Annotated in this window: 19 protein-coding genes; 14 read left to right on the top strand and 5 right to left on the bottom strand. The window is 67.6% G+C overall.

All coding sequences use genetic code 11. The features are described from left to right. Positions 1 to 105: 105 nt before the first annotated feature. Positions 106 to 1437: a PAS domain S-box protein gene (locus WKW79_RS05840; protein WP_340334168.1), complete on the top strand. Its 1332-nt coding sequence runs from the start codon at positions 106 to 108 to the stop codon at positions 1435 to 1437. Then, entirely contained in the window at positions 1434 to 4259 is a 2826-nt protein-coding gene (locus tag WKW79_RS05845) for a PAS domain-containing hybrid sensor histidine kinase/response regulator (protein ID WP_340334169.1), read from the top strand. Before WKW79_RS05840 ends, WKW79_RS05845 begins: the two co-directional genes overlap by 4 nt. A gap of 55 nt (positions 4260 to 4314) precedes the next feature. On the opposite strand, the gene WKW79_RS05850 is transcribed toward WKW79_RS05845, so the two are convergent. Together WKW79_RS05850 and WKW79_RS05855 are read right to left on the bottom strand one after the other, a co-directional pair. Next, complete coding sequence (locus WKW79_RS05850; RefSeq protein WP_340334170.1) at positions 4315 to 5589, bottom strand: SUMF1/EgtB/PvdO family nonheme iron enzyme; 1275 nt, start codon at positions 5587 to 5589, stop codon at positions 4315 to 4317. A 6-nt stretch (positions 5590 to 5595) separates the two neighbouring features. After that, positions 5596 to 6660 (bottom strand): TRAP transporter substrate-binding protein, encoded by a 1065-nt coding sequence (locus WKW79_RS05855; protein WP_340334171.1) that lies wholly within the window; start codon positions 6658 to 6660, stop codon positions 5596 to 5598. A gap of 194 nt (positions 6661 to 6854) precedes the next feature. Between WKW79_RS05855 and WKW79_RS05860 the strand changes: the two genes are divergently transcribed. The 5 genes from WKW79_RS05860 (at position 6855) to WKW79_RS05880 (ending at position 11399) form a co-directional block, all read left to right on the top strand. Next, on the top strand, positions 6855 to 8012 hold the full coding sequence (locus WKW79_RS05860; protein WP_340334172.1) for an ABC transporter substrate-binding protein: 1158 nt from the start codon (positions 6855 to 6857) through the stop codon (positions 8010 to 8012). Positions 8013 to 8141: 129 nt separating this feature from the next. Next, positions 8142 to 9023 (top strand): branched-chain amino acid ABC transporter permease, encoded by an 882-nt coding sequence (locus WKW79_RS05865; protein ID WP_340334173.1) that lies wholly within the window; start codon positions 8142 to 8144, stop codon positions 9021 to 9023. Continuing rightward, on the top strand, positions 9020 to 9883 hold the full coding sequence (locus WKW79_RS05870; RefSeq protein ID WP_340334174.1) for a branched-chain amino acid ABC transporter permease: 864 nt from the start codon (positions 9020 to 9022) through the stop codon (positions 9881 to 9883). Before WKW79_RS05865 ends, WKW79_RS05870 begins: the two co-directional genes overlap by 4 nt. 14 nt (positions 9884 to 9897) lie before the next feature. After that, the gene (locus WKW79_RS05875) at positions 9898 to 10683 is read left to right on the top strand and encodes an ABC transporter ATP-binding protein (protein WP_340334624.1); all 786 of its coding nucleotides are present in this window, start codon (positions 9898 to 9900) and stop codon (positions 10681 to 10683) included. Next, a complete protein-coding gene (locus WKW79_RS05880) occupies positions 10680 to 11399 on the top strand; it encodes an ABC transporter ATP-binding protein (protein ID WP_340334175.1) in 720 nt (239 codons plus the stop codon). The genes WKW79_RS05875 and WKW79_RS05880 overlap by 4 nt, the downstream gene beginning before the upstream one ends. A 58-nt stretch (positions 11400 to 11457) precedes the next feature. Here the strand turns inward: WKW79_RS05880 and dxs are convergent, their stop codons facing one another. From dxs to xseB, 3 genes are read right to left on the bottom strand one after another with little or no spacing between them, the layout of a single operon-like run. After that, on the bottom strand, positions 11458 to 13347 hold the full coding sequence (gene dxs / locus WKW79_RS05885; protein ID WP_340334176.1) for a 1-deoxy-D-xylulose-5-phosphate synthase: 1890 nt from the start codon (positions 13345 to 13347) through the stop codon (positions 11458 to 11460). Positions 13348 to 13357: 10 nt separating this feature from the next. Beyond that, on the bottom strand, positions 13358 to 14275 hold the full coding sequence (locus tag WKW79_RS05890; protein WP_340334177.1) for a polyprenyl synthetase family protein: 918 nt from the start codon (positions 14273 to 14275) through the stop codon (positions 13358 to 13360). Continuing rightward, entirely contained in the window at positions 14272 to 14517 is a 246-nt protein-coding gene (gene xseB, locus WKW79_RS05895) for an exodeoxyribonuclease VII small subunit (RefSeq protein WP_340334178.1), read from the bottom strand. The genes WKW79_RS05890 and xseB overlap by 4 nt, the downstream gene beginning before the upstream one ends. A 256-nt stretch (positions 14518 to 14773) precedes the next feature. Here xseB and WKW79_RS05900 point away from each other — a divergent pair, with 256 nt between their 5' ends. The 7 genes from WKW79_RS05900 to WKW79_RS05930 all read left to right on the top strand — a co-directional run bounded on the left by WKW79_RS05900 (position 14774) and on the right by WKW79_RS05930 (position 21102). After that, positions 14774 to 15943, top strand: a complete 1170-nt coding sequence (locus WKW79_RS05900) for an aromatic ring-hydroxylating oxygenase subunit alpha (RefSeq protein ID WP_340334179.1) — start codon at positions 14774 to 14776, stop codon at positions 15941 to 15943. Between the two features lie 56 nt (positions 15944 to 15999). Beyond that, positions 16000 to 16926, top strand: a complete 927-nt coding sequence (locus tag WKW79_RS05905; protein ID WP_340334180.1) for a DMT family transporter — start codon at positions 16000 to 16002, stop codon at positions 16924 to 16926. A 22-nt stretch (positions 16927 to 16948) separates the two neighbouring features. Continuing rightward, entirely contained in the window at positions 16949 to 17845 is an 897-nt protein-coding gene (locus WKW79_RS05910) for a sulfurtransferase (protein ID WP_340334181.1), read from the top strand. 116 nt (positions 17846 to 17961) lie between these two features. Beyond that, a complete protein-coding gene (locus tag WKW79_RS05915) occupies positions 17962 to 18504 on the top strand; it encodes a DUF2796 domain-containing protein (RefSeq protein WP_340334182.1) in 543 nt (180 codons plus the stop codon). Then, the gene (locus tag WKW79_RS05920) at positions 18501 to 19202 is read left to right on the top strand and encodes an ABC transporter ATP-binding protein (RefSeq protein ID WP_340334183.1); all 702 of its coding nucleotides are present in this window, start codon (positions 18501 to 18503) and stop codon (positions 19200 to 19202) included. The genes WKW79_RS05915 and WKW79_RS05920 overlap by 4 nt, the downstream gene beginning before the upstream one ends. Beyond that, positions 19199 to 20461: an ABC transporter permease gene (locus WKW79_RS05925; RefSeq protein WP_340334184.1), complete on the top strand. Its 1263-nt coding sequence runs from the start codon at positions 19199 to 19201 to the stop codon at positions 20459 to 20461. The genes WKW79_RS05920 and WKW79_RS05925 overlap by 4 nt, the downstream gene beginning before the upstream one ends. Before the next feature lie 44 nt (positions 20462 to 20505). Further along, on the top strand, positions 20506 to 21102 hold the full coding sequence (locus WKW79_RS05930; protein ID WP_340334625.1) for a DUF3299 domain-containing protein: 597 nt from the start codon (positions 20506 to 20508) through the stop codon (positions 21100 to 21102). Positions 21103 to 21119 lie beyond the last annotated feature (17 nt).

The following is a 21119-nucleotide window of genomic DNA, read 5'->3' on the forward strand; positions in this document are numbered from 1 at the left end:
ACTCCTCCACGGCGCACCCACAACTCAGGACAAGCACGGCTGCACACTTTGCCGCGGAGGCATACAGTCAGGCTTGGGCCAAACAGTCAGGGAGGGTCCGCGCTCATGAGCAAGAAGAACGATCGACAGTTCCGCTGGCCGCAGTGGGGAGGCGAAGCCGCGAAGCTGATTCGCAACATGACGGCCGAGTCGACGCCGCTCGGCCCGCCGGATCAATGGCCGAAGGCATTGCGCAATGCCATCGACCTGATACTGCCCTCCACATTCCAGATGGTCGTCTTGTGGGGCCCACGCTTTATCGCCTTCTACAACGATGCCTACGCCCTGCACATTGGCCACATGCATCCGGCAAACCTTGGCCGTCCCGCCATCGAGCAATCGCCGGACCTGACGGGTACGCTGGAAACGTCATTCGACAGCATTCGCCAGTCGGGCAAGACCCTGAGCGCCCGGGAGTGGCCCTTCGTCTTCAACCGCAGTGGCACGCCTGAAACCGTGTTCTGCGACTTCTCCTGGTCGCCGGTGCTCGACGACGACGGCAGCATCGGCGGCGTGCTGTGCGTGGTGGTCGACGTCACCGAACGCGTGCGCGCGGCGCGCACGCTGGTCGCCAGCGAGCGCAAGGCGCGCGAGCTCAGCGAACGGCTGCAGATGGCCCAGGCGGCCGGCGGCATCGGCGTGTTCGTGCTCGATGGCGCGACCGACACGCTGAGCGTGTCGAGCGAGTTCTGTCGCATCTTCGGCCTGCCGGAGCGCGAGACATGGCCCATGCGAGAGCTCGAGCCATTGCGGGTCGACCCGGACGACCCCATGTCGACCCGCGAGAGCCGCAGCGCCGGCACCGCGCAACTGGATGTCGAATACCGCATCCGACGCCCGAGCGATGGCGCGGTGCGCTGGATCTGGCGCCGCGCGGAGATCGTGCTGGACGCAAACGGCAAGGCATTGCTGGCGCGCGGCGTGGTGCAGGACATCACGGATCGCAAGCAGGCCGAGGCCACGCTGCGCCAGAGCGAGGCCCGCTTTCGAACCCTGGCCCAGGGCGTTCCGAACCATGTCTGGACCGCGACCGCGGACGGGCAGACGGACTGGTCGAGCGATGGCATGTGCGCCTATGTCGGCCTCCCGAGCGAGGCGCTGCTCGGCGATGGATGGCGTCGCATCATGCATCCGGAAGACCTGCCACGTGTGGAAAGGTGCTGGGCCGAGGCCCTGGCCCATACCAGGCCCTACGAAGTCGGCGCCAGGCTTCGGCGCCACGACGGCGAATTTCGCTGGCACTTCTCGCGCGCGCAGCCTGTGCAGAGCCTGGAGGAAACCGGCCTGAAGGTGCGCTGGGTCGGCATCAACACCGACATCCACGACCACCCGGCCCTGCGGGAACATGCGATGACGATCGGCACGGGCCAGGCGTCACGGGAGTCCGGGGTGACATGAGCGCGTTCGAACAAGCGGGCGAATGGCCCGCGTGCGGGGGCGAGTGCGCCGGGTTGATACGCAAGCTCGGCCCGGACTCGACGCCGCTCGGCGCACCGGATGGCTGGCCCCGAGCGCTGCGCAGCATCGTCGACGTACTGCTGCGCTCATCGGCCGAGATGGCCGTCTACTGGGGGCCGGACTACATCGCCCTTTACAACGACACGCATGCCAGGACCATCGGCAACAAGCACCCGGGCAACCTGGGGCGCCCGGCCGTGGAGTATTCGAAGGAACTGTGGGATGAATTGAAGCCGGGGTTCGACCAGGTTTTCCACCGTGGCGCGTGTGCGAGCGGCCGCGACAGGCACTTCACCCTCGATCGCCGCGGGGCCTTGGAGCCCTCGTACTTCGACTACGCATGGTCTCCGGTGTTCGATGACGACGGGCGCATCGGCGGCGTACTCTGCATCACCACCGAGACCACCGAGCGCGTCCGCGCGACGCAGGCCCTCTCGGCCAGCGAGAAGAAGGCGCGCGAGCGTGGCGAGCAACTCCAGATGGCGCAGGAGGCTGGCGGGATCGGGGTCTTCTCGCTCGACATCGAGAGCGACACCTTGCGCGTCTCGAGCGAGCTCTGCCGCATCTTCGGCATGCCGGTGCACGAGGAATATCCGTACGACGCGTTCGGGCGGCTGTGCATGGGCCAGGACGATCCGATCGCCACGCGCGCGATGCGTGTCGAGGGGTCGGTTCCGCTGGAGGCGGAGTACCCGATCCGGCGTGCCAACGACGGCGCCCCGCGCTGGATCCATCGCCGCTGCCAATTCGTGCGCGACGGCGCCGGCAAGCCGGTGCTGATGCGTGGCGTGGTGCAGGACATCACGGATCGCAAGCAAGCCGAAGCCACGCTGCGTCAGAGCGAGGCGCGTTTTCGCGTGCTGGCGCGGGCCATGTCCAACCAGGTCTGGACGGCCACGGCCGACGGCCGGCTCGACTGGGCCAGCGAGAGCATGAGCGCCTATTCCGGACTCAGCCTCGAAGATCTGCTCGGCGACGGATGGAGCCGGATCGTTCACCCCGATGATCTGCCGCGCGCCTGGTCATGGCGCCAGGCGCTGGCAACGCGTACCGCCTACGAGAACGAAGCGCGGCTGCGCCGCCACGACGGCACTTGGCGCTGGCATCTGTCACGCGTCCAGCCGGCGGACGAGAGCGATGGGCTGGACCCTTCGGTGCGATGGGTCGGCATCAACACCGACATCGACGACCAGAAGTCCGCACAGCACCGTCTCGCGCAGAGCGTGGCCGAGCGCACACGCGACCGCGACCGCCTGTGGCAGCTCTCGGCCGACATCATGCTGATGGCCGATGCACGGGGGCGGATCGTGGCCGTCAACCCGGCCTGGCAGGCATTGCTGGGCTGGCGCGAGGCGCAGCTCCTGGGACGGCCGTTCCTGCGCCTGCTGCACCCGGGCGACGTGGCGACCGCGGTGGCCGAACTGCGCCGCCTGCGGGCCGGACGGACGAATTCCCGCCTCGAGCACTCGCACATGGAGAACCGGGTGCGGCACCTGGACGGCAGCTATCGCATCGTGTCATGGACCGCAGTGCCCGATGCCCAACTGCTGCACGCGGTCGGTCGCGATGTCACCGCCCTGCGCGAGTCCGAAGCGCGCCTGCGCCAAAGCCAGAAGATGGAGGCCATCGGCCAGCTCACCGGGGGCATCGCGCACGACTTCAACAACCTGCTGCAGGGCATCACCGGGCCGATCGAACTCATGCGCCGGCGCATGGCCCTGGGCCGCACCGAAGGCATGGAGCGCTACATGGATGCGGCTGCGCAGTCGGCCCGCCGCGCCGCTTCATTGATCCAGCGGCTGCTGGCCTTCTCGCGGCGCCAGACGCTGGACCCGCGGCCGATGAACGTGAACGAACTCATCGAATCGATGGACGAGTTGCTGCGCCGCACGCTGGGCGAGCAGGTGCGCCTTTCCATCACGCCCGATGCGGCCACGGGCGCCGCCTTCGGCGATGCCGCCCAGTTGGAGAGCGCCATCCTCAACCTGGCGATCAATGCGCGCGACGCCATGCCCTACGGCGGCGAGTTGCGCATCGGCACTTCGGCCGTCCTGCTCGACGAGGCGCAGGCGCAGCGCCTCGACCTGGCGCCCGGACGCTACTGCACCATCTCCGTGGCCGACAGTGGCGCCGGCATGACGCCCGAGGTGCTGGCGAAGGCCTTCGATCCTTTCTTCACGACCAAGCCGATCGGCCAGGGCACGGGGCTTGGCCTGTCGATGGTCTACGGTTTCGCCCAGCAGTCGCACGGCCTCGTGCAGATCCAGAGCCAGCCGGGCGTTGGCACCACGGTCACCCTGTACCTGCCGCGCGCACCTGCGGGCGAGCGTGCCCCCCGCGCCAGCATCGCCTGCGTCCCCGGCGATGCCGCGCTCCCCCAAGGCCAGGGCGAGGTGGTGCTGGTGGTCGAAGACGATCCGGCCGTCCGCCTCCTGGTGCTCGACGTCCTGAATGAAATGGGCTATCGCACCCTTCGCGCCGAAGACGGAACCGGCGCCATTCCCATCCTCCAATCGGCGGCGCGCATCGACCTGCTGGTGAGCGACGTGGGCCTGCCCGGCATCAACGGGCGCCAGTTGGCCGAGATCGCACGCGGGCTCCGGCCCGGCCTGCCGGTGGTCTTCATGACAGGCTATGCCGAGCACGTGCGCACGCGCGCCGAATTCCTGGCGCCGGGCATGCAGATGATTGCCAAGCCGTTCACGGTGGAGGACTTTGCGAGCCTGGTGCAGCAGGCCATGCGAGACAGGCCGGTCGAATAGGCTCCCGCGCGGCCGCCCGCCAGCGGCCGCGTTCTTGCACGCGTGTCGTCGACGATCAGAGCGCGCAGGTGCGAAACCCGTAGAAGCCTTCGTCCCGCCCCGGCAGCGCAAAACCCCGCGCCCGGGTCGAACGCAGCCGCGCCCGCGTGGCCAGCGAGGCGCCGCGCAGCACGCGCGCCTGGCCGAAAGCCGGCACCGGGTCGAAGGGCGTGCCCTCGCTCCACGGGTCAGCGCGGAAACCGGGCCAGGGCCGCAGCGTGCCGGCGGTCCACTCATGCACGTCCGCCCATCGGAAGCCGCGGCGCGATGCGGTCTCGGCGGCGATCTCCCACTCGACCTCGGTGGCGATGCGGCGCCCGGACCAGCGCGCCCAGGCATCGGCCTCCCACCAGCTCAGGTGCACCGCGCTTTGATGCCCCGCCGCGCGCACGGTGCGGCCGAAGCGGTGTTGCAGCACCTGCCCGCCGGTGCCATGCCGCTCCACGCCGATCTGCTCGACATGGCGCGGCCCGCGCCGGCCTTCCTCGGCATGGCGCGCCAGCCAGTCCCAGCCTTCGGGCGACCAGAGCTCGTTGCGGTCATAGCCGCCGTCATCGACGAACTCGGCGTACTGGCTCCAGGTGACCGGCTGCGCATCAATCTCGAACTCGGGCACCTCGGCCTCGTGCAAGCCCTGTTCCTGTGCGAATGAAAACCCCTGCGCGGGCAGGCCCAGTTCCCAGCGCGCGCCCGGCACCAGCAGCGGTTCGCGCTGCGGCGGCGCGGGCGCGAGCTCGACGCCGATCGGCAAGCCCAGCGTCTGCGCCATCACCACGAGTTGCTCGCCGCGCATGTCCTCATGGAACAGCGCGAGCCGGTAGAAGTACAGGCCGGCATCGGTCTCGGCGGCGCGCTCCAGCAGTTCCAGCGTGCTCTCCAGCGTCTCGAGCAGGTAGGCCTTGGTCTGGCCCAGGTCCGGGATGTCGCTCGACCACGGCCCTTCGGCGCCGCGCTGCTGCGGGTTCCACCATTCGTCGGCCTGCGGGTCGATGGCCGCGAGGCGCGTGGGCCGCGACGGGCACTCCAGGCCGAAGGCGCGCTGCGTGTTGCGGCCGATCCACCATTCGGCGAACCATGCCACGTGACCCGCGAGCCAGATCGGCGGCAGTACGCCATCGAGGCGCTCGACCGGCAGCGTGGCCGTGCCCATCGCCTGTTCGTAGAGCGACAGCAGGTGCAGCGTGTGATTGCGCGCATCGATCAATGCGAGCGACAGCAGTTCGCGGCCAGCGCGGCGCATCGAGGGCGAGTCGATCGAATCGGGCAGGTCGGTGAAGGACGATGTGGACATGGCAGGTCAACGCTGCTTCTTCGACGTCAAGACTTCCATGTGCGCACCGCCCAGGCTGGCCAGGCGCAATTGCGAGCGCTGGAAAGCCAGGTAGTCCGCATGGATCTTCTTCCACTCGGGGCTCTTCTCGCTGTTCTCGTCATAGACCTCCCTTGCCGCCGCGTACACCGCGCGGATCACCGACGGCGGGAAGTTCTGGACGGCGATGCGGCGCGCCGCGAGATCCTTCAGCGCGTTGGCATTCGACACGTCGTAGCGCGCCCGCATCGCCGCGGCCGCCTGCGCTGCGGCAGCCTCGACGATGGCCTTGTTTTCGGCGGACAAGGCAGCCAGCGCCTTCTGGTTGATGAGGAAGCTGATGTTCTGGCCACCGTTCCACCAGCCCGGACCGTAGTAGTACGGCACCGCGCCCGGCAGGCCCAGGGCCAAGTCGTCGCTCGGCCCCAGCCACTCGGCCGCATCGATGCGGCGCTTGGCCAGCGCCTGGCGCAACTCGGGCACTGCCACCAGTTCCGGCACGGCGCCCAGGCGCTCCATGACCGCATCCATCGGGCCGCCGGTGACGCGCACCGTCAGCAGCTTGAAGTCGCTCGCCTTGCGGATCGGCTTGCGATACCAGCCGCTCATCTGAAGCCCCGTGTTACCCGCATCGAACCCGACCATCGAATACGCCGCGTAGAAGCCGTTCATCAGCTTGCGGCCATTGCCCGCCTGCATCCAGGCGGCCGTCTGTGCGCCGTCGAGGCCGAAGGGCAATCCCCCGCCGATCGCGAAGGCCGGGTTCTTCTCGTAGAAGGACGAGGTCGAGGTGTGGGCCATCTCGATCGAGCCGCGCTGCACCGCGTCGACCACACCCTGCGAGGTCATGAGTTCACCGCCCGCGTGCACCGAGATGTCGAAGCGGCCGCCGGTCATGGCGCGTACCGCATCGGCAAAGGCGGCCGCCGCGCCGAACAGGTTGCTGTGCGAACTCGGAAAGCTCGACGCCAGGCGCCAGCGCACCGACGCCTGCGCATGGACGGCCGGCGCCAGGCCCGCGGCCAGCACACCCGCGACGCCTGCGTTTCTCATCAACCCGCGACGGTCCATCGAATCGTTCTCCATCCATGTGATCAAGGCAGTGCAGCGCGCCATCATGGACCATGCTGGGCCGGCGTCGAGGGTAACCATGCACTGCGAATGTGCGCTTGCAGACTTTGCGTCTACAGCCACGTCTTAAAATGTCAACCCGCTTATCTTCAACTCTATCCAAAGTGCCATCAAAGATGAACTCAACCCGATTCAGACCTGCGCTTCTCGCGGCCTTCGCCGCCACCGCATTTGTTGGCGCCGCCCAGGCCGCCGACATCAAGATCGGTGTCGCTGAAGCCTTGTCCGGCGGCGCCGCCCAGTACGGCACGGCCATTCGCAACGGCTTCCAGCTGGCGACCGACGAGATCAATGCCGCCGGCGGCATCAACGGCAACAAGATCGTGCTGGTGGTCGAGGATGAGCAGGGCAAGAAGGAAGACGCGATCAACGTCTTCAAGAAGCTGATTTTCCAGGACAACGTGCTGATGGTCTTCGGCCCCACGCTGTCGAACTCGGCCCAGGCCGCCGACCCGATCGCCCAGGCTGCCAAGACCGTGGCCTTCGGCACGTCGAACACCGCTGACGGCATCACCTCCATCGGCGACTACGTGTTCCGCAACTCGGTCACCGAAGCCGACGTGCTGCCCGAGACGCTGCGCGTGGCCACCAAGCATGCCAACCTGAAGAAGGTCGCGGTGCTCTACGGCAACGACGACGTGTTCACCAAGAGCGGCTACGACAACTTCAAGAAGGCGCTGGAAGACGCGAAGATGCCGGTGACCACCACCGAGACCTTCGCCAAGGGCGACGTCGACTTCAAGGCGCAGCTGACCAAGATCAAGGCCACCAACCCGGATGCGATCGTGCTGTCGGCCCTCATCGCCGAAGGCGCGCCGATCATGGTGCAGGCCCGCCAGCTGGGCATCAACGTGCCTTTCATCGGCGGCAACGGCATGAACTCGGTCAAGATCTTCGACCTGGCCAAGGGCGCATCGGACAAGCTCTACGTCGGCAGCCCCTGGTCGGCCAGCAACGCGACGCCGGAGAACACCAAGTTCATCAAGGCCTACACCGCCAAGTACAACGGCGCGCCCGACCAGTTCGCCGCGCAGGCCTACGACGGCATGTACATCGCCGCGCAGGCGCTCAAGGCGACCAAGCTCACCGGCGCGCTGCCGGCCGACCGTGCCGCGTTGCGCGACGCGCTGCCCAACGTCAAGTGGACCGGCGCCACGGGTGCCTTCACTTTCACCCGCGCCAATGACAAGGCCGGCAAGCCGGCTGGCTACGACGCCAAGCAGCAAGCCATCGTCAGCGTGACCAAGGGCACGCAGTTCGAGATCGAAAAGTAAGACCGTCTCGCCGCAGGGTCGCCTCCGCGGCCCTGCATGCGGTCCTTGCTTCTGGCGCAGACATCTGCGCCGTTTTCTTTTTTACAGGTCATGGCCCCACGCGGCGGCCGTGAATGCCAGGAGCCCATCGTGCTCGATCAGCAACTCGTCAATGCCCTCTCGCTGGGGTGCGTCTACGCACTCTTCGCGCTCGGCTTCACCCTCATCTTCGGCGTGCTCGGGGTCATCAACCTCTCGCACGGCGCCATCTTCATGGTGGGCGCCTATGCGGCCGCCACCTTCATGCGCCTGTTCTCGCTGCCACTGTGGATGGGCCTGCTCGGCGCCTTCCTGTTCAGTGGCGTGTTCGGCCTCGTCATCGACGTGCTGGTGCTGAAGCCGCTACGCAAGCGAAATGCGCCCCACCTGATCCCGATGATCGCGACCATCGGCGTGGCGATCATCCTGAACAACGGCGTGCAGGCCATCTTCGGCGCGGAGAACCTGCGCTTCCCGGCTGGCACCATTCCTGACGACGCGCTGGAGTTCGCCGGCATCCACGTCACGGTGCTGGAACTGGGCATCGTGCTGGTGTCCTTCGTGCTGATGGGCGTGCTGATGCTGGCGCTCAAGCGCACGCAGATGGGCCGTGCGCTGCGCGCGATCGCGGAGTCGCCGAAGGCGGCGTACCTGGTCGGCGTGAATGTCGAAGGGCTGTTCTACATGACCTCGTTCATCGCGGCCGGCCTCGGCGGCTTGGCGGGCGTGCTGATCGGCTTGTACTCGAACGCGCTGTTCCCGCTGATGGGCCAGCCGATGCTCGAGAAGGGCATCGCCGTGATCATCCTGGGCGGCATGGGCGACATCCGCGGCGCGATGCTGGCGGGCCTGTTCCTCGGCTTTGCGGAAGTGCTGTCGGTGGCCTACATCGGCTCCAGCATGCGCGACGCGGTGGCCTTCGGCTTGTTGTTCCTGGTGTTGCTGGTGCGGCCGAAGGGCCTGTTCGGCTCCCTGCAGGAGCGCAAGGTATGAGCGGGTTCGACAACTTCTGGGCGGTCTACAGCAACCTGGTGCTCTCGTTGGGCATCAACGGGCTGCTGGCGCTTTCCATCTGGCTCACGCTCGCGTGCGGCATGCTGTCCATGGCCAACGCGGCCTTCATGGGCTTGGGCGCATACGCCTCTTCCATCCTCACGCTGAATTACGGCGTGCCGTATCCGGCTGCCATCGTCGCCGGCATGGCCTTGCCGGCGCTGGTCGCCGCCATCATGGGCGGGCCGACGCTGCGCCTGTCGGGCGTCTACCTGGCGATGGCGACGCTGGCCTTTGGCGAAGTCGTGCGCATCGCGGTGCTCAACACGGAGTCGCTCACGGGCGGCGCGCTGGGCCTCAACGGCATTCCGCAACTCACACAGTGGTGGCATGTGCTGCTGGCGCTGGTTGTCACGCTGCTGGTGCTGTGGCGCCTGCGCCGCTCCAAGGTGGGCCGGGCCTTCGAGGCGATCAAGGAAGACGAGACGGCCGCCGGCCTCATGGGCATCGACGTCGGCCGCCACAAGATGCTGGCCTTCGTGCTGGGTGCCGCCATCGCGGGCCTCGCCGGTACGTTGAACGCGCACCTGACCTTCTTCATCGGCCCCGGCGAGTACGGCTTCAACCGCGCCGTGGACATCCTCACCATGACCATCCTCGGTGGCATCAATGGGCTGACCGGCCCGGTGCTCGGCGGCGTGATCCTGACGATCTTGCCGGAGATGCTGCGCGGCCTCGGCGGCTTCCGCCTGGTCGTCAACGGCCTGGTGCTGGTGCTGATCGTGCTGTTCCTGCCCAAGGGCATCTGGGATCCGATGCGATTCCGCCAATGGTTCGGCCGCAAGGGAGAAGCCGCATGAGCACGACCAACAACCTGCTCGAACTCTCGGGCATCTCGCGTCACTTCGGCGGCCTCAAGGTCCTGCAGGACGTGAACCTGGCCGTGCCCGACAAGGGCGTGTTCGGCCTGATCGGTCCCAACGGCGCCGGCAAGACGACGGTGTTCAATCTCATCACCGGCCTGCTGCCGCCGACCAGCGGCACCATCCGTTTCGACGGACAGGACCTGGCCGGCCGCAAGCCCTTCGAGATCACGCGCGGCGGCATTGCCCGCACCTTCCAGAACATCCGCGTTTTCAAGGAAATGTCGCTGACCGAGAACGTGATCGTCGGCATGGACGCGAAGCTGCGCTACGGCGCCTTCGGCCTGCTGGCCAGCACCGGAATCTTCCGCAGCGAGGAGCGCCGCGCGCGCGACCGTGCGCGTGAACTGCTGAGCTGGGTCAAGCTGGACCACAAGGCCGACCAGCTCGCCGACAACCTCTCCTACGGCGACCAGCGCAAGCTGGAACTCGCCCGCGCGCTCGCCACCGAACCCCGCCTGCTGCTGCTCGACGAACCGGTCGCCGGCATGAACAGCAGCGAGAAGACGGACCTCATGCACGAGATCCGCAACATCGCCGAACGCGGCTACACCATCTTCATGATCGAACACGACATGCGCTTCGTGATGGGCCTGTGCGAGCAGATCGCCGTGCTGAACTTCGGCCGCATCATCGCGCGCGGCGGGCCGGAGGAGATCCGCAATGATCCGCAGGTGATCGAGGCCTACCTGGGTCGTGAAGACGACGAAGCGACAAACGAAGGAGTTGCAGCATGAGCGCGCCCCTGTTGAAGGTCGAGGGGCTCAAGGTTTCCTTCGGCCACGTCGAGGCCGTGAAGGGCATCGACTTCCAGTTGCATGAAGGCCAGATCACCACGCTGGTCGGCGCCAATGGCGCGGGCAAGTCGACCACGCTGCTGGCGCTGTCGGGCCTCGTGAAGAAGACCGCCGGCCGCGTGACGTTCGATGGCCAAGACATCACCGGGCTGGCGCCACACAAGATCGTCTCGGGCGGCGTGGTGCAGGTGGCCGAGGGCCGCGCCACGTTGACCACGCTGACGGTGCGCGAGAACCTGGAACTCGGCGCCTACACGCGACGCGATGGGGCGGCAGCACGGGCCGCGGACATGGAGCGCATCTTCACGCTGTTCCCGGTGCTGAAGGACCGCTCAGAAGGGCTGGCCGGCAACCTCTCCGGCGGCGAACAGCAGATGCTCGCGATCGGCCGCGCCATGATGGCCAAGCCGCGCGTGCTGCTGCTGGACGAACCCTCGATGGGCCTGGCGCCGATCATCGTGCAGGACATCTTCCGCACGCTGCGCGAGATCAACAAGCAGGGCCTGACGATCTTCCTGGTGGAACAGAACGTGCGCCAGGCGCTGAAGATTGCCGATCGGGCCTATGTGATCGAGACGGGTGAGATCGTGCTGGAGGGCAGCGGACGGGAGCTGCTCGGCAATCCTCGCGTGCAGGACGCCTATCTGGGCAACTGAAAAAGGTGTGAAGACTTCGCAGTGAGGACGCCGAAGTCGGTGTCCTCATCCGAAAGTTTCACACCTTTTGAGCGGCGACCGAGGGCACGGACTCCAGGCGCGGCTTCGGGAAGCGCCCACGGATGCTGGCTTCGATGCCCTCAGCATCCAGCCCCTGCAAGGCCAGCAGCTTGCCCGGATCGCCATGCTCGATGAACTGGTCCGGCAGGCCCAGTTGCAGCACCGGCCGCAACAGGCCAGCCGCGTTCAGCGCCTCGGTCACCGCGCTGCCGGCGCCGCCCATCACGGCGCCCTCTTCCACCGTCACGATGGCCTCGTGCGTCTTGGCGACCTGCAACAACAGGTCGACGTCCAGCGGCTTGGCCCAGCGCATGTTGACCACCGTGGCACCCAAGGCCTCGGCCGCCTGCATCGCGGGGTAGAGCAAGGTGCCGAAGGCGAGGATCGCGACCCGCTCGCCCTTGCGCCGGATCTCGCCCTTGCCGAAGGGCAGCGCATCCAGCGTGAGATGCGGCGTGGTCCCCGCGCCGGCGCCACGTGGATAGCGCACCGCCACCGGATGGTTCTGCTGGTAGGCGCTGGTCAGCAACTGCCGGCACTCGGCCTCGTCGGCCGGGCAGGCGATGCTCATGTTCGGGATGCAGCGCAGGAACGGGATGTCGTAGGCGCCCGCATGCGTCGCACCATCGGCGCCGACCAGTCCGGCACGGTCCAGCGCGAACACCACCGGCAGGTTCTGGATCGCCACGTCGTGAATCAACTGGTCATACGCGCGTTGCAGAAAGGTCGAGTAGATCGCCACCACCGGCTTCAGGCCCTCGCAGGCCAGCCCGGCGGCGAAGGTCACCGCATGCTGCTCGGCGATGCCGACGTCGTAGTAGCGACCCGGAAAGCGCTTCTCGAACTCCACCATGCCCGAGCCCTCGCGCATCGCCGGCGTGATGCCGACCAGGCGGCCGTCGTTCGCGGCCGTGTCGCACAGCCAGGTGCCGAACACTTGCGTGAAAGTCTGCTTGGGCGCGGTCGCAGGCTTGACCAGCCCCACCGACGGATCGAACTTGCCAGGCCCGTGGTAGGCCACCGGATCGGCCTCGGCCAGCTTGTAGCCCTGGCCCTTCTTCGTGACCACGTGCAGGAACTGCGGGCCTTCGAGGTGCTTGAGGTTTTCCAGCGTGGGAATCAGCGAATCGAGGTCGTGGCCGTCGATCGGGCCGACATAGTTGAAGCCGAACTTCTCGAACAGCGTGGCCGGCACGACCATGCCCTTGGCATGCTGCTCGAAGCGCTTGGCGAATTCGAACAGCGGCGGCGCGCCGCGCAACACGGTCTTGCCGACGTTCTTGGCCGCGGCGTAGAACTGGCCGCTCATGAGCTGCGCCAGGTAGCGGTTCAGCGCACCGACCGGCGGGCTGATCGACATGTCGTTGTCGTTGAGGATGACCAGCAGCTTGCAGTCGCAGACGCCGGCATTGTTGAGCGCCTCGAACGCCATGCCGGCCGTGAGCGCGCCGTCGCCGATGATCGCGATCGAGTGGCGGTCCTCGCCCTTCTGCTTGGCCGCCATCGCCATGCCGAGCGCGGCGGAGATGCTGGTCGACGAATGGGCGGTGCCGAAGGTGTCGTATTCGCTCTCGCCGCGCTGCGGGAAGCCCGAGAGGCCGCCCAGTTGACGCAGCGTCGGCATGCGGTCGCGCCGGCCGGTCAGGATCTTGTGCGGATAGGTCTGGTGGCCCACGTCCCACACCAGCCGGTCATGCGGGGTGTTGAAGACGTGGTGCAGGGCCACGGTCAGCTCGACCGTGCCGAGGTTCGAGCTCAGGTGCCCGCCGGTGCGCGACACGTTGTCGAGCACGCAGTCGCGCACCTCGTCGGCCAGCTGCTTGAGCTGGACGCGGTCGAAGCGGCGCAGGGCCGAGGGGTCGTTCAATGTGGGGAGGAGCGGAGCCATGTCTTTTCTTTTAGCGGTCGCGGTCCACGACCATGTGGGCCAGCGCGCGCAAAGCCGCCGTGTCCGGCAGGGTACTGCGTTCCAGGGCCGCCAGCGCGTCGGACAACAGCGCTTGCGCACGGGCGCGGGCGCCATCGAGGCCGAGCAGCGATACGTACGTGGGCTTGTCGTTCTCGGCGTCCTTGCCGGCCGTCTTGCCGAGCGTGGCCGAGTCGGCCACCACGTCGAGGATGTCGTCGACCACCTGGAAGGCCAGGCCGAGTGCCGCGCCGTATTCGCGCAGGGCCTTCATGGCTGCTGCGGAAACGCCTTCGGCACAGGACGCGCCCATCTCGACGCTGGCCTGCAGCAGCGCGCCGGTCTTGAGCTGGTGCATGCGGCGCAGTTGCGGCTCGGTCAGGGCCAGGCCGACGCTGGCCAGGTCGATGGCCTGGCCGCCGGCCATGCCGTGGCTGCCGGCCGCCAGCGCCAGCAGGCGGCACAGGCGCGCCTGCACGGCATCGGCCACGCTGCCGTCGCCGGGGGTGAGCAGTTCGAAGGCCAGGGCCTGCAAGGCATCGCCGGCCAGCAGCGCATCGGCCTCGCCGAATTTGACGTGCACGGTCGGCTTGCCGCGGCGCAGCACGTCGTTGTCCATGCAGGGCAGGTCGTCGTGCACCAGGGAATAGGCGTGGATCAGCTCGGTCGAGCAAGCGGCGCGCAAGGCGGCCTGCGGTTCGCCACCGACCGCCTCGCTCGCGGCCAGCACCAGCAGCGGACGCAGCCGCTTGCCACCGTCGAGCACGGCATAGCGCATCGCGTCGCCAAGCGGCGGCGGGCCGTCGATGCCGACCCAGCGCGACAGCGCCGCCTCGACATCGGCCAGCAACGGGTTGCACCAAGCGGCCAGGCGGGCTGCGTCCCAGGATTCGAGTTGTTGAACGCTCATTCGGGTGCCCAGGCCTTCAGGCTGCCGGCATCCAGCACCTTGATCTGGTCTTCCACCGCCTGCAGCTTCTCGCGGCAGAACTGCAGTAGGGCAGCGCCGCGCTGGTAGCTGCCGAGCAGTTCGTCCAGCGGCAGCTGGCCCGATTCGAGGGCGGCCACCAGTTGTTCGAGTTCCTGCAGGCCGGCTTCGTAGCTGGCCGGCAACGGAGCGGCCGGCGCGTCGGGAGAGGTTGGCTTGGGCATGCGGGGATCGTCGGTCAAACCGGGCATTTTAGGGTGGCGGCTGCAATCGGGGCCGACCCGAAGCCGTTCGCCTCCGGTACCACAGCGTGACGAACCGCATGGTACGACCGGCGGAGGCCGGAATGAAACCCCGCGGGTACAATCCCGCGTTCCTGCCCCGGCAGGTTGCCGATCGCTTTTTGGGGCCGTTTCTTCGTCCGCAACGGCGTCTCCCGTTTTCCATTTTTCTCCCTGTGGGGAGCTTGGTCAGGTCCTCATGTCTGATTTAAGTCTTCAACTGCAGCAGGCCTCCAGCCCTCTTCATGTTTCCTCCTATTTCGACGAGGCGCTCTACGCCCGCGAAATGGCGACGCTCTTTGCCGACAGCCCGCGCTACGTCGGCCACCAGCTCGCGGTGCCGGAGTTGGGCAATTACCACACCTTGCCGCAGGAACACGAAGGCCGCGCCCTCGTGCACACGCCCAAGGGCGTGGAGCTGATCTCCAACGTCTGCCGTCATCGCCAGGCCGTGATCCTGCAAGGCCGCGGCGCCCTGGATGCCAAGACCGGCGGCAACATCGTCTGTCCGCTGCATCGCTGGACCTATGCCGCGGCCGACCCGCGAACCACCGGCACGCTGATCGGCGCGCCGCATTTCGCGCAGGACCCCTGCCTGAACCTGCACAACTATCCGCTGGAGGCCTGGAACGGCCTGCTGTTCGAGACGCGCCCCGGCGGCAGCCGCCGCAGCATCGCGGCCGACCTGGCCACGCTGGGCCCGCGCGCCGACCTCGACTTCACCGGCTACGCCTTCGACCGCGTCGAGCTGCACGAGTGCAACTACAACTGGAAGACCTTCATCGAGGTCTACCTGGAGGACTACCACGTCGGCCCCTTCCACCCCGGGCTGGGCAGCTTCGTCACCTGCGACGATTTGCGCTGGGAGTTCGGCGACAAGTATTCGGTGCAGACGGTGGGCGTGGCCAACCGGCTCGGCCGTGCGGGCAGTCCGGTCTACCAGAAGTGGCAGGAGCAACTGTTGCAGTACCGCGAGGGCAAGCCGCCGAAGTACGGCGCGATCTGGCTCACCTGCTATCCGAACGTGATGGTCGAGTGGTATCCGCACGTGCTGACCGTGTCCACGCTGCACCCGATCGGGCCGCAGAAGACGCTGAACATGGTGGAATTCTTCTACCCCGAGGAAATCGTCGCCTTCGAGCGCGAGTTCGTCGAAGCCCAGCAGGCCGCCTACATGGAAACCTGCGTGGAAGACGACGAGATCGCCGAGCGCATGGACGCCGGCCGCCGCGCGCTGATGCTGCGCGGCGACGACGAGAGCGGCCCGTACCAGAGCCCGATGGAAGACGGCATGGAGCACTTCCACGAGTGGTATCGGCGCGCGATGTTGCCGGCGGACACCCGTCCCCAACAGGCACTCTCGGCCTGACCCCTGCGCGGCGCCGTCGGCGCCGCTTTCCTTTTTTTCCCTACGTTCGAGGCAAGATGCAAGCGCTCTGGATGGTGCTGGCCGCACTGATATTCGCGACCATGGGGGTCTGCGTGAAGATCGCCTCCGAGTGGTTCAATCCCGCTGAACTGGTCTTCTACCGCGGCCTCATCGGGATCGTCTTCCTGGCGCTGCTGGCGCGCAACCAGGGTGTTTCGCTGCGCACACAGTACCCCGGCATGCATGCCTGGCGCAGCTTCATCGGCGTGGTGTCGCTGGGCGCCTGGTTCTATTCCATCGCACACCTGCCGCTGGCCACCGCGATGACGCTCAACTACATGAGCAGCGTGTGGATCGCGGTGTTCCTGATCGGCGGCACGCTGCTCGCGTGGGTGCCGCTACCGGGACGCGACGGCCGCTTGCGGCGACCGCCGCTGCAGGGGGCGTTGATGCTTACGGTGGTGGTCGGCTTTGGCGGCGTGGTCATGATGCTGCGACCGACGATCGGCGACAGGCAGGCCTTTGCCGGGCTGGTCGGCCTGATGTCGGGACTGACGGCCGCCTTTGCCTACATGCAGGTGGTGGCGCTCTCGAAGCTGGGCGAGCCGGAGTCGCGCACGGTGTTCTACTTTGCGGTGGGTTCGGCAGTGGCTGGCGGCATGGGCACGGTCGTGACCGGTTTCTCGGACTGGCCGGGCGGCCTGCATGCGATGTGGCTGTTGCCGGTCGGCGTGCTGGCCGCCCTCGGGCAGTTGTGCATGACGCGCGCCTACTCGCGCGCCAAGACGCCGGGCGGCACGCTGCTGGTGGCCAACCTGCAATATTCCGGCATCGTCTTCGCGGCGATCTACAGTGTGGCGCTGTTCGGCGACCACATCGACGGGCTGGGCTGGGGCGGCATGACCTTGATCGTGGCCAGCGGCATCGTCGCGACTATCCTTCGTCAGCGCGCCGTGCCGAAGGCGCCGGCAGAAGAACATTGAATTGAAGGAAGGACCGATTGCGATGTACACGACCCTGATTTCCGTCGAGCAACTGAAGGCTTTGCAGGCCGCCGGCACGCCCGTGATGGTGTTCGACTGCACCTTCGACCTGGGCCGGCCGCATGCCGGCGCGCAGCAATACCGCGAGGCCCACATCCCCGGCGCCGTGTATGCCAACCTCGACACCGACCTGAGCGCACCGCACGGCGTGCCGGGCAAGGGTGGCACGGTGATCGCCGCGGACATGGGCCTGCCGGCCTCGGGCGGCCGCCATCCGCTGCCGAGCCGCGAACGATTTGCCGAGTGGCTGTCCAGCGTCGGATTCCGCAACGACATGCAGGCCGTGGTGTACGACCGCAACGGCCTCAACTACTGCGGTCGGCTCTGGTGGATGCTGCAATGGGTGGGGCACGAGGCGGTGGCCGTGCTCGATGGCGGCTTGCAGGCCTGGCAGTCGTCGGGGGGCGAAGTCACCGGGCGCGAGGAGGCTTCGCACTTCCAGACCAACTTCGTGCTGGGGCCGGAACGGGCGCGGCTGGTCGTGACGGGCACGGTGCTGCAACGCTTGGGCGACAGCGGCCAGACCGTCATCGACGCGCGCGCCGCGCCACGCTATCGCGGCGAGGTGGAGCCGCTCGACCCAGTGGCCGGTCACATCCCCGGTGCGCTGAACCGGCCCTTCGCTGAGAACCTCGGCGCCGATGGGCGGATGAAGCCGGCCGCGCAATTGCGCCAGGAGTTCGATGCCTTGCTGGCCGGGCGCGATCCGGCCGGCGTGGTGCATCAATGCGGCAGTGGCGTGAGCGCCCTGCCGAACTTGCTGGCCATGCGCGTCGCAGGCTATGGACCGACCGGCCTCTATGCCGGCAGCTGGAGCGAGTGGTGCAGCGACGCCGCAAGGCCGGTGGCCAAGGGCTGAGCAACGTCAGGCCACCGTCAGCGTTGCAACCAGCGGCGCGGTCGAGGGAACCGGCTGCGGCGCATGAGACTCGCACAGCGGTCACGCATCAACGCAAGCCGACAGGCACAGCCCGCATGAATCGTTTCCTTCCTCGCGCCGCAGCGGCGCCCCTGCTCGCGCTTTGCCTGCTGAACGCGCAGGCGCAACCCGGCCATGCGCATGTGCATGGCCAGGTCAAGCTCGACGTCGCCATCGACGTGCAGGCCATCACGATCCACGTCGATGCCCCGCTCGACAGCATCGTCGGCTTCGAGCGTGCGCCGCGTACCGATGCCGAGCGCAAGACAGCGCAACAGGCCCTGGCGCAGCTCCGCACCGCCGGCAAGCTGTTCACGATCGACCCGGTCGCCGCGTGCACGCTGAGCCAGGTCGACCTGGATGCACCGGCGCTCGGGTTCGGCGAGGCGCGGCCGGGTCAGGCAGCGGGCCATGGCGACCTCGAAGGCAACATCGTCTTCGAATGCCGCAGCCCGGTGCTGGCGCGCTACATCGATGTCGGGCTGTTTGACGCCTTCCCCGCCATCCGGCAGATCGACGTGCAGATTGCCACGCCCGATGGCCAGTACCAGCGCACTCTGAAGCGGCCCTCGAGTCGCCTCAGCTGGGGCCGGCAGTGATCCCAGTCCTCAGCGTCGACCAACTGCGCTTCGCCTGGCCCCGCCACGAGGCGCCGATGCTCGACATCGAGACGCTGTCGGTGGATGCCGGCGAAGCGGTGTTCCTGCACGGACCCAGCGGCTGCGGCAAGAGCACGCTGCTGTCGCTGATGGCCGGCGTGCTGGTGGCGGACGCGGGCCATGCGAAGCTGCTCGGCCACGACTGGGGCAAGCTCACCCGCCGCCAGCGCGACCGCACGCGCGTGGCGCATGTGGGCTACATCTTCCAGCAGTTCAACCTGCTGTCGTACCTGAGCGTGATCGACAACGTGCTGCTGCCCTGCCGCTTCTCCCCGCGCCGCGCATCGCGGGCTGATGGCACGCCGCGAGCGCACGCCGAGCAACTGTTGCAACGCATGGGCCTGGACAAGGCGCTGTGGCAACGGCCGGCGCTGCAACTGTCGGTCGGCCAGCAACAGCGCGTGGCTGCGGCCCGCGCCCTCATCGGCCATCCTGAACTTGTCATTGCCGACGAGCCCACCTCCGCGCTCGACGAAGACCGGCGCGAGGCCTTCCTCGACACCCTGATGAGTGCTTGCGAGGCGAACCGCAGCGCGCTCGTCTTCGTCAGCCACGACAGGCGCATCGCCGAGCGCTTCGGCCGGCATGTCTGGCTCCCCGACATCAACCGGGCGGCGCTCGCGAGCGAAAGCCAATGAGCACGCTGTTCAGCATCGCCTGGCGCAGCGCCTGGAACCGCCGCTTCACGCTGGCGCTCACGCTGCTGTCGATCGCCTTGTCGACCTGCCTGCTGCTTGGCGTGGAGCGCATCCGCACGGAGCTTCGGCAGAACTTCGCGTCGTCGGTGTCGGGCACCGATCTCATCGTCGGCTCGCGCACGGGCTCGACGCAGTTGCTCCTGTATTCGGTGTTCCGCATCGGCGCCGCGACCAGCAACGTTTCCTGGAAGAGCGTGCAGGCGCTGGCCGAGCACAAGGGCGTGGCCTGGGTCGTGCCGCTGTCGCTCGGCGACTCGCATCGCGGCTTTCCGGTGCTGGCCACCACGCCCGACTACTTCACGCGCTTTCGCTACGGCGACAGGCAGCCGCTGGTCCTGAGTCAAGGCAAGCCTTTCAGCGAGATCTTCGAAGCCGTGATCGGTGCCGAGGTGGCGTCACAACTCGGCTATCGCCTGGGCGAGAAGATCACACTCGCCCACGGCGGCGGCGAGCTCGAAGCCACGGCGCATGCCGACAAGCCCTTCACCGTGGTCGGCGTGCTCGCGCGCACCGGCACGCCGGTCGACCGCACGGTGCACATCGGCCTGGGCGCGATGGAAGCCATCCACCTCGACTGGGCCGGCGGCGCGCCGATGCCGGGCGTGCAGATCCCTGCCGATGCGGTGCGCAAGTTCGACCTCACGCCCAAGACGGTGACGGCCGTGCTGGTCGGGCTGAAGAACCGCGCCGCGGTGTTCGCCGTGCAGCGCTGGGTGTCGGGCTATCCCGACGAGCCGCTGATGGCGATCCTGCCCGGCGTGGCGCTCGACGAGTTGTGGCGCGTCGTGGGTGTCGGCGAAAACGCGCTGATGCTGATGTCGGCACTGGTCGCACTGGTCAGCCTGGGCGGCCTGGTGTCGGTGGTACTCGCCGGGCTCAATGAGCGCCGGCGCGAGTTGGCGGTGCTGCGCGCGGTCGGCGCCGGACTGCGCCACGTGCTGGCGCTGCTGGCCCTGGAAGGCGGCATCGTCACACTGCTCGGGGTGCTGCTGGGCGTGCTCATGACCGCACTGGGCATCGCCCTGCTGTCACCGTGGCTGCAATCGCAGTTCGGCCTGGCCTTGCACCTGTCGGAACCTACACTGAACGAATGGTGGCTCCTGGGCGGCCTGCTGCTGGCAGGCTGGCTGGCGGGGCTGCTGCCCGGGATTCGCGCCTATCGGCTGTCGCTCGCCGATGGCCTCTCTCCAAGAATATGACCTACCAGCGACGCCGCTGAACCACTGACCTTGACTTGAACAACATGCTGCGCCACTTCGCCAGTGCCCTCCTCATTTCGCTCACCGCCGCCGCCTGGGCCGCCGACCCCGCGCCCACGGGCACCAGCGCCGCCAATCCGCTCGGCGGCAAGGCCGCGCCCGCCAAGGTCGCGCCGGGTCAACCGCGCCTGATCGCCTGGGAAGAACTTGTGCCGAAGGACTGGGACCCGATGAAGGCCTTCAAGGGCATCGACTTCAGCAAGCTCGACGACAACGACCCGCGCGCCAACGAGATGCTGATGAAGCTGCAGAAGGCCTCCGACAACGCGCCCACCAATCCCGCGATGAACGGCGTGATGGTCAAGATCCCGGGCTACCTGGTGCCGCTCGAGGAGAAGAACGGCCAGGTCAGCGAGTTCCTGCTGGTGCCCTACTTCGGCGCCTGCATCCACACGCCGCCGCCGCCGGCCAACCAGATCATCCATGTGCAAACCTCCAAGGCCGACAAGGGCTTGCGCGCGATGGACACCATCTGGGTCACCGGCAAGATGGAAACCCTGCGCAACGATTCCATGATGGGCGTGAGCGGCTACCACGTCACGGCCGACAGCGTCACCAAGTACACCAGCGGCTCGAAGTAGTCGCGCTGCGCCGACAA

The organism is Variovorax robiniae, from assembly GCF_037889955.1.
In the GTDB taxonomy this organism is placed as follows: Bacteria; Pseudomonadota; Gammaproteobacteria; order Burkholderiales; family Burkholderiaceae_C; genus Variovorax; species Variovorax robiniae.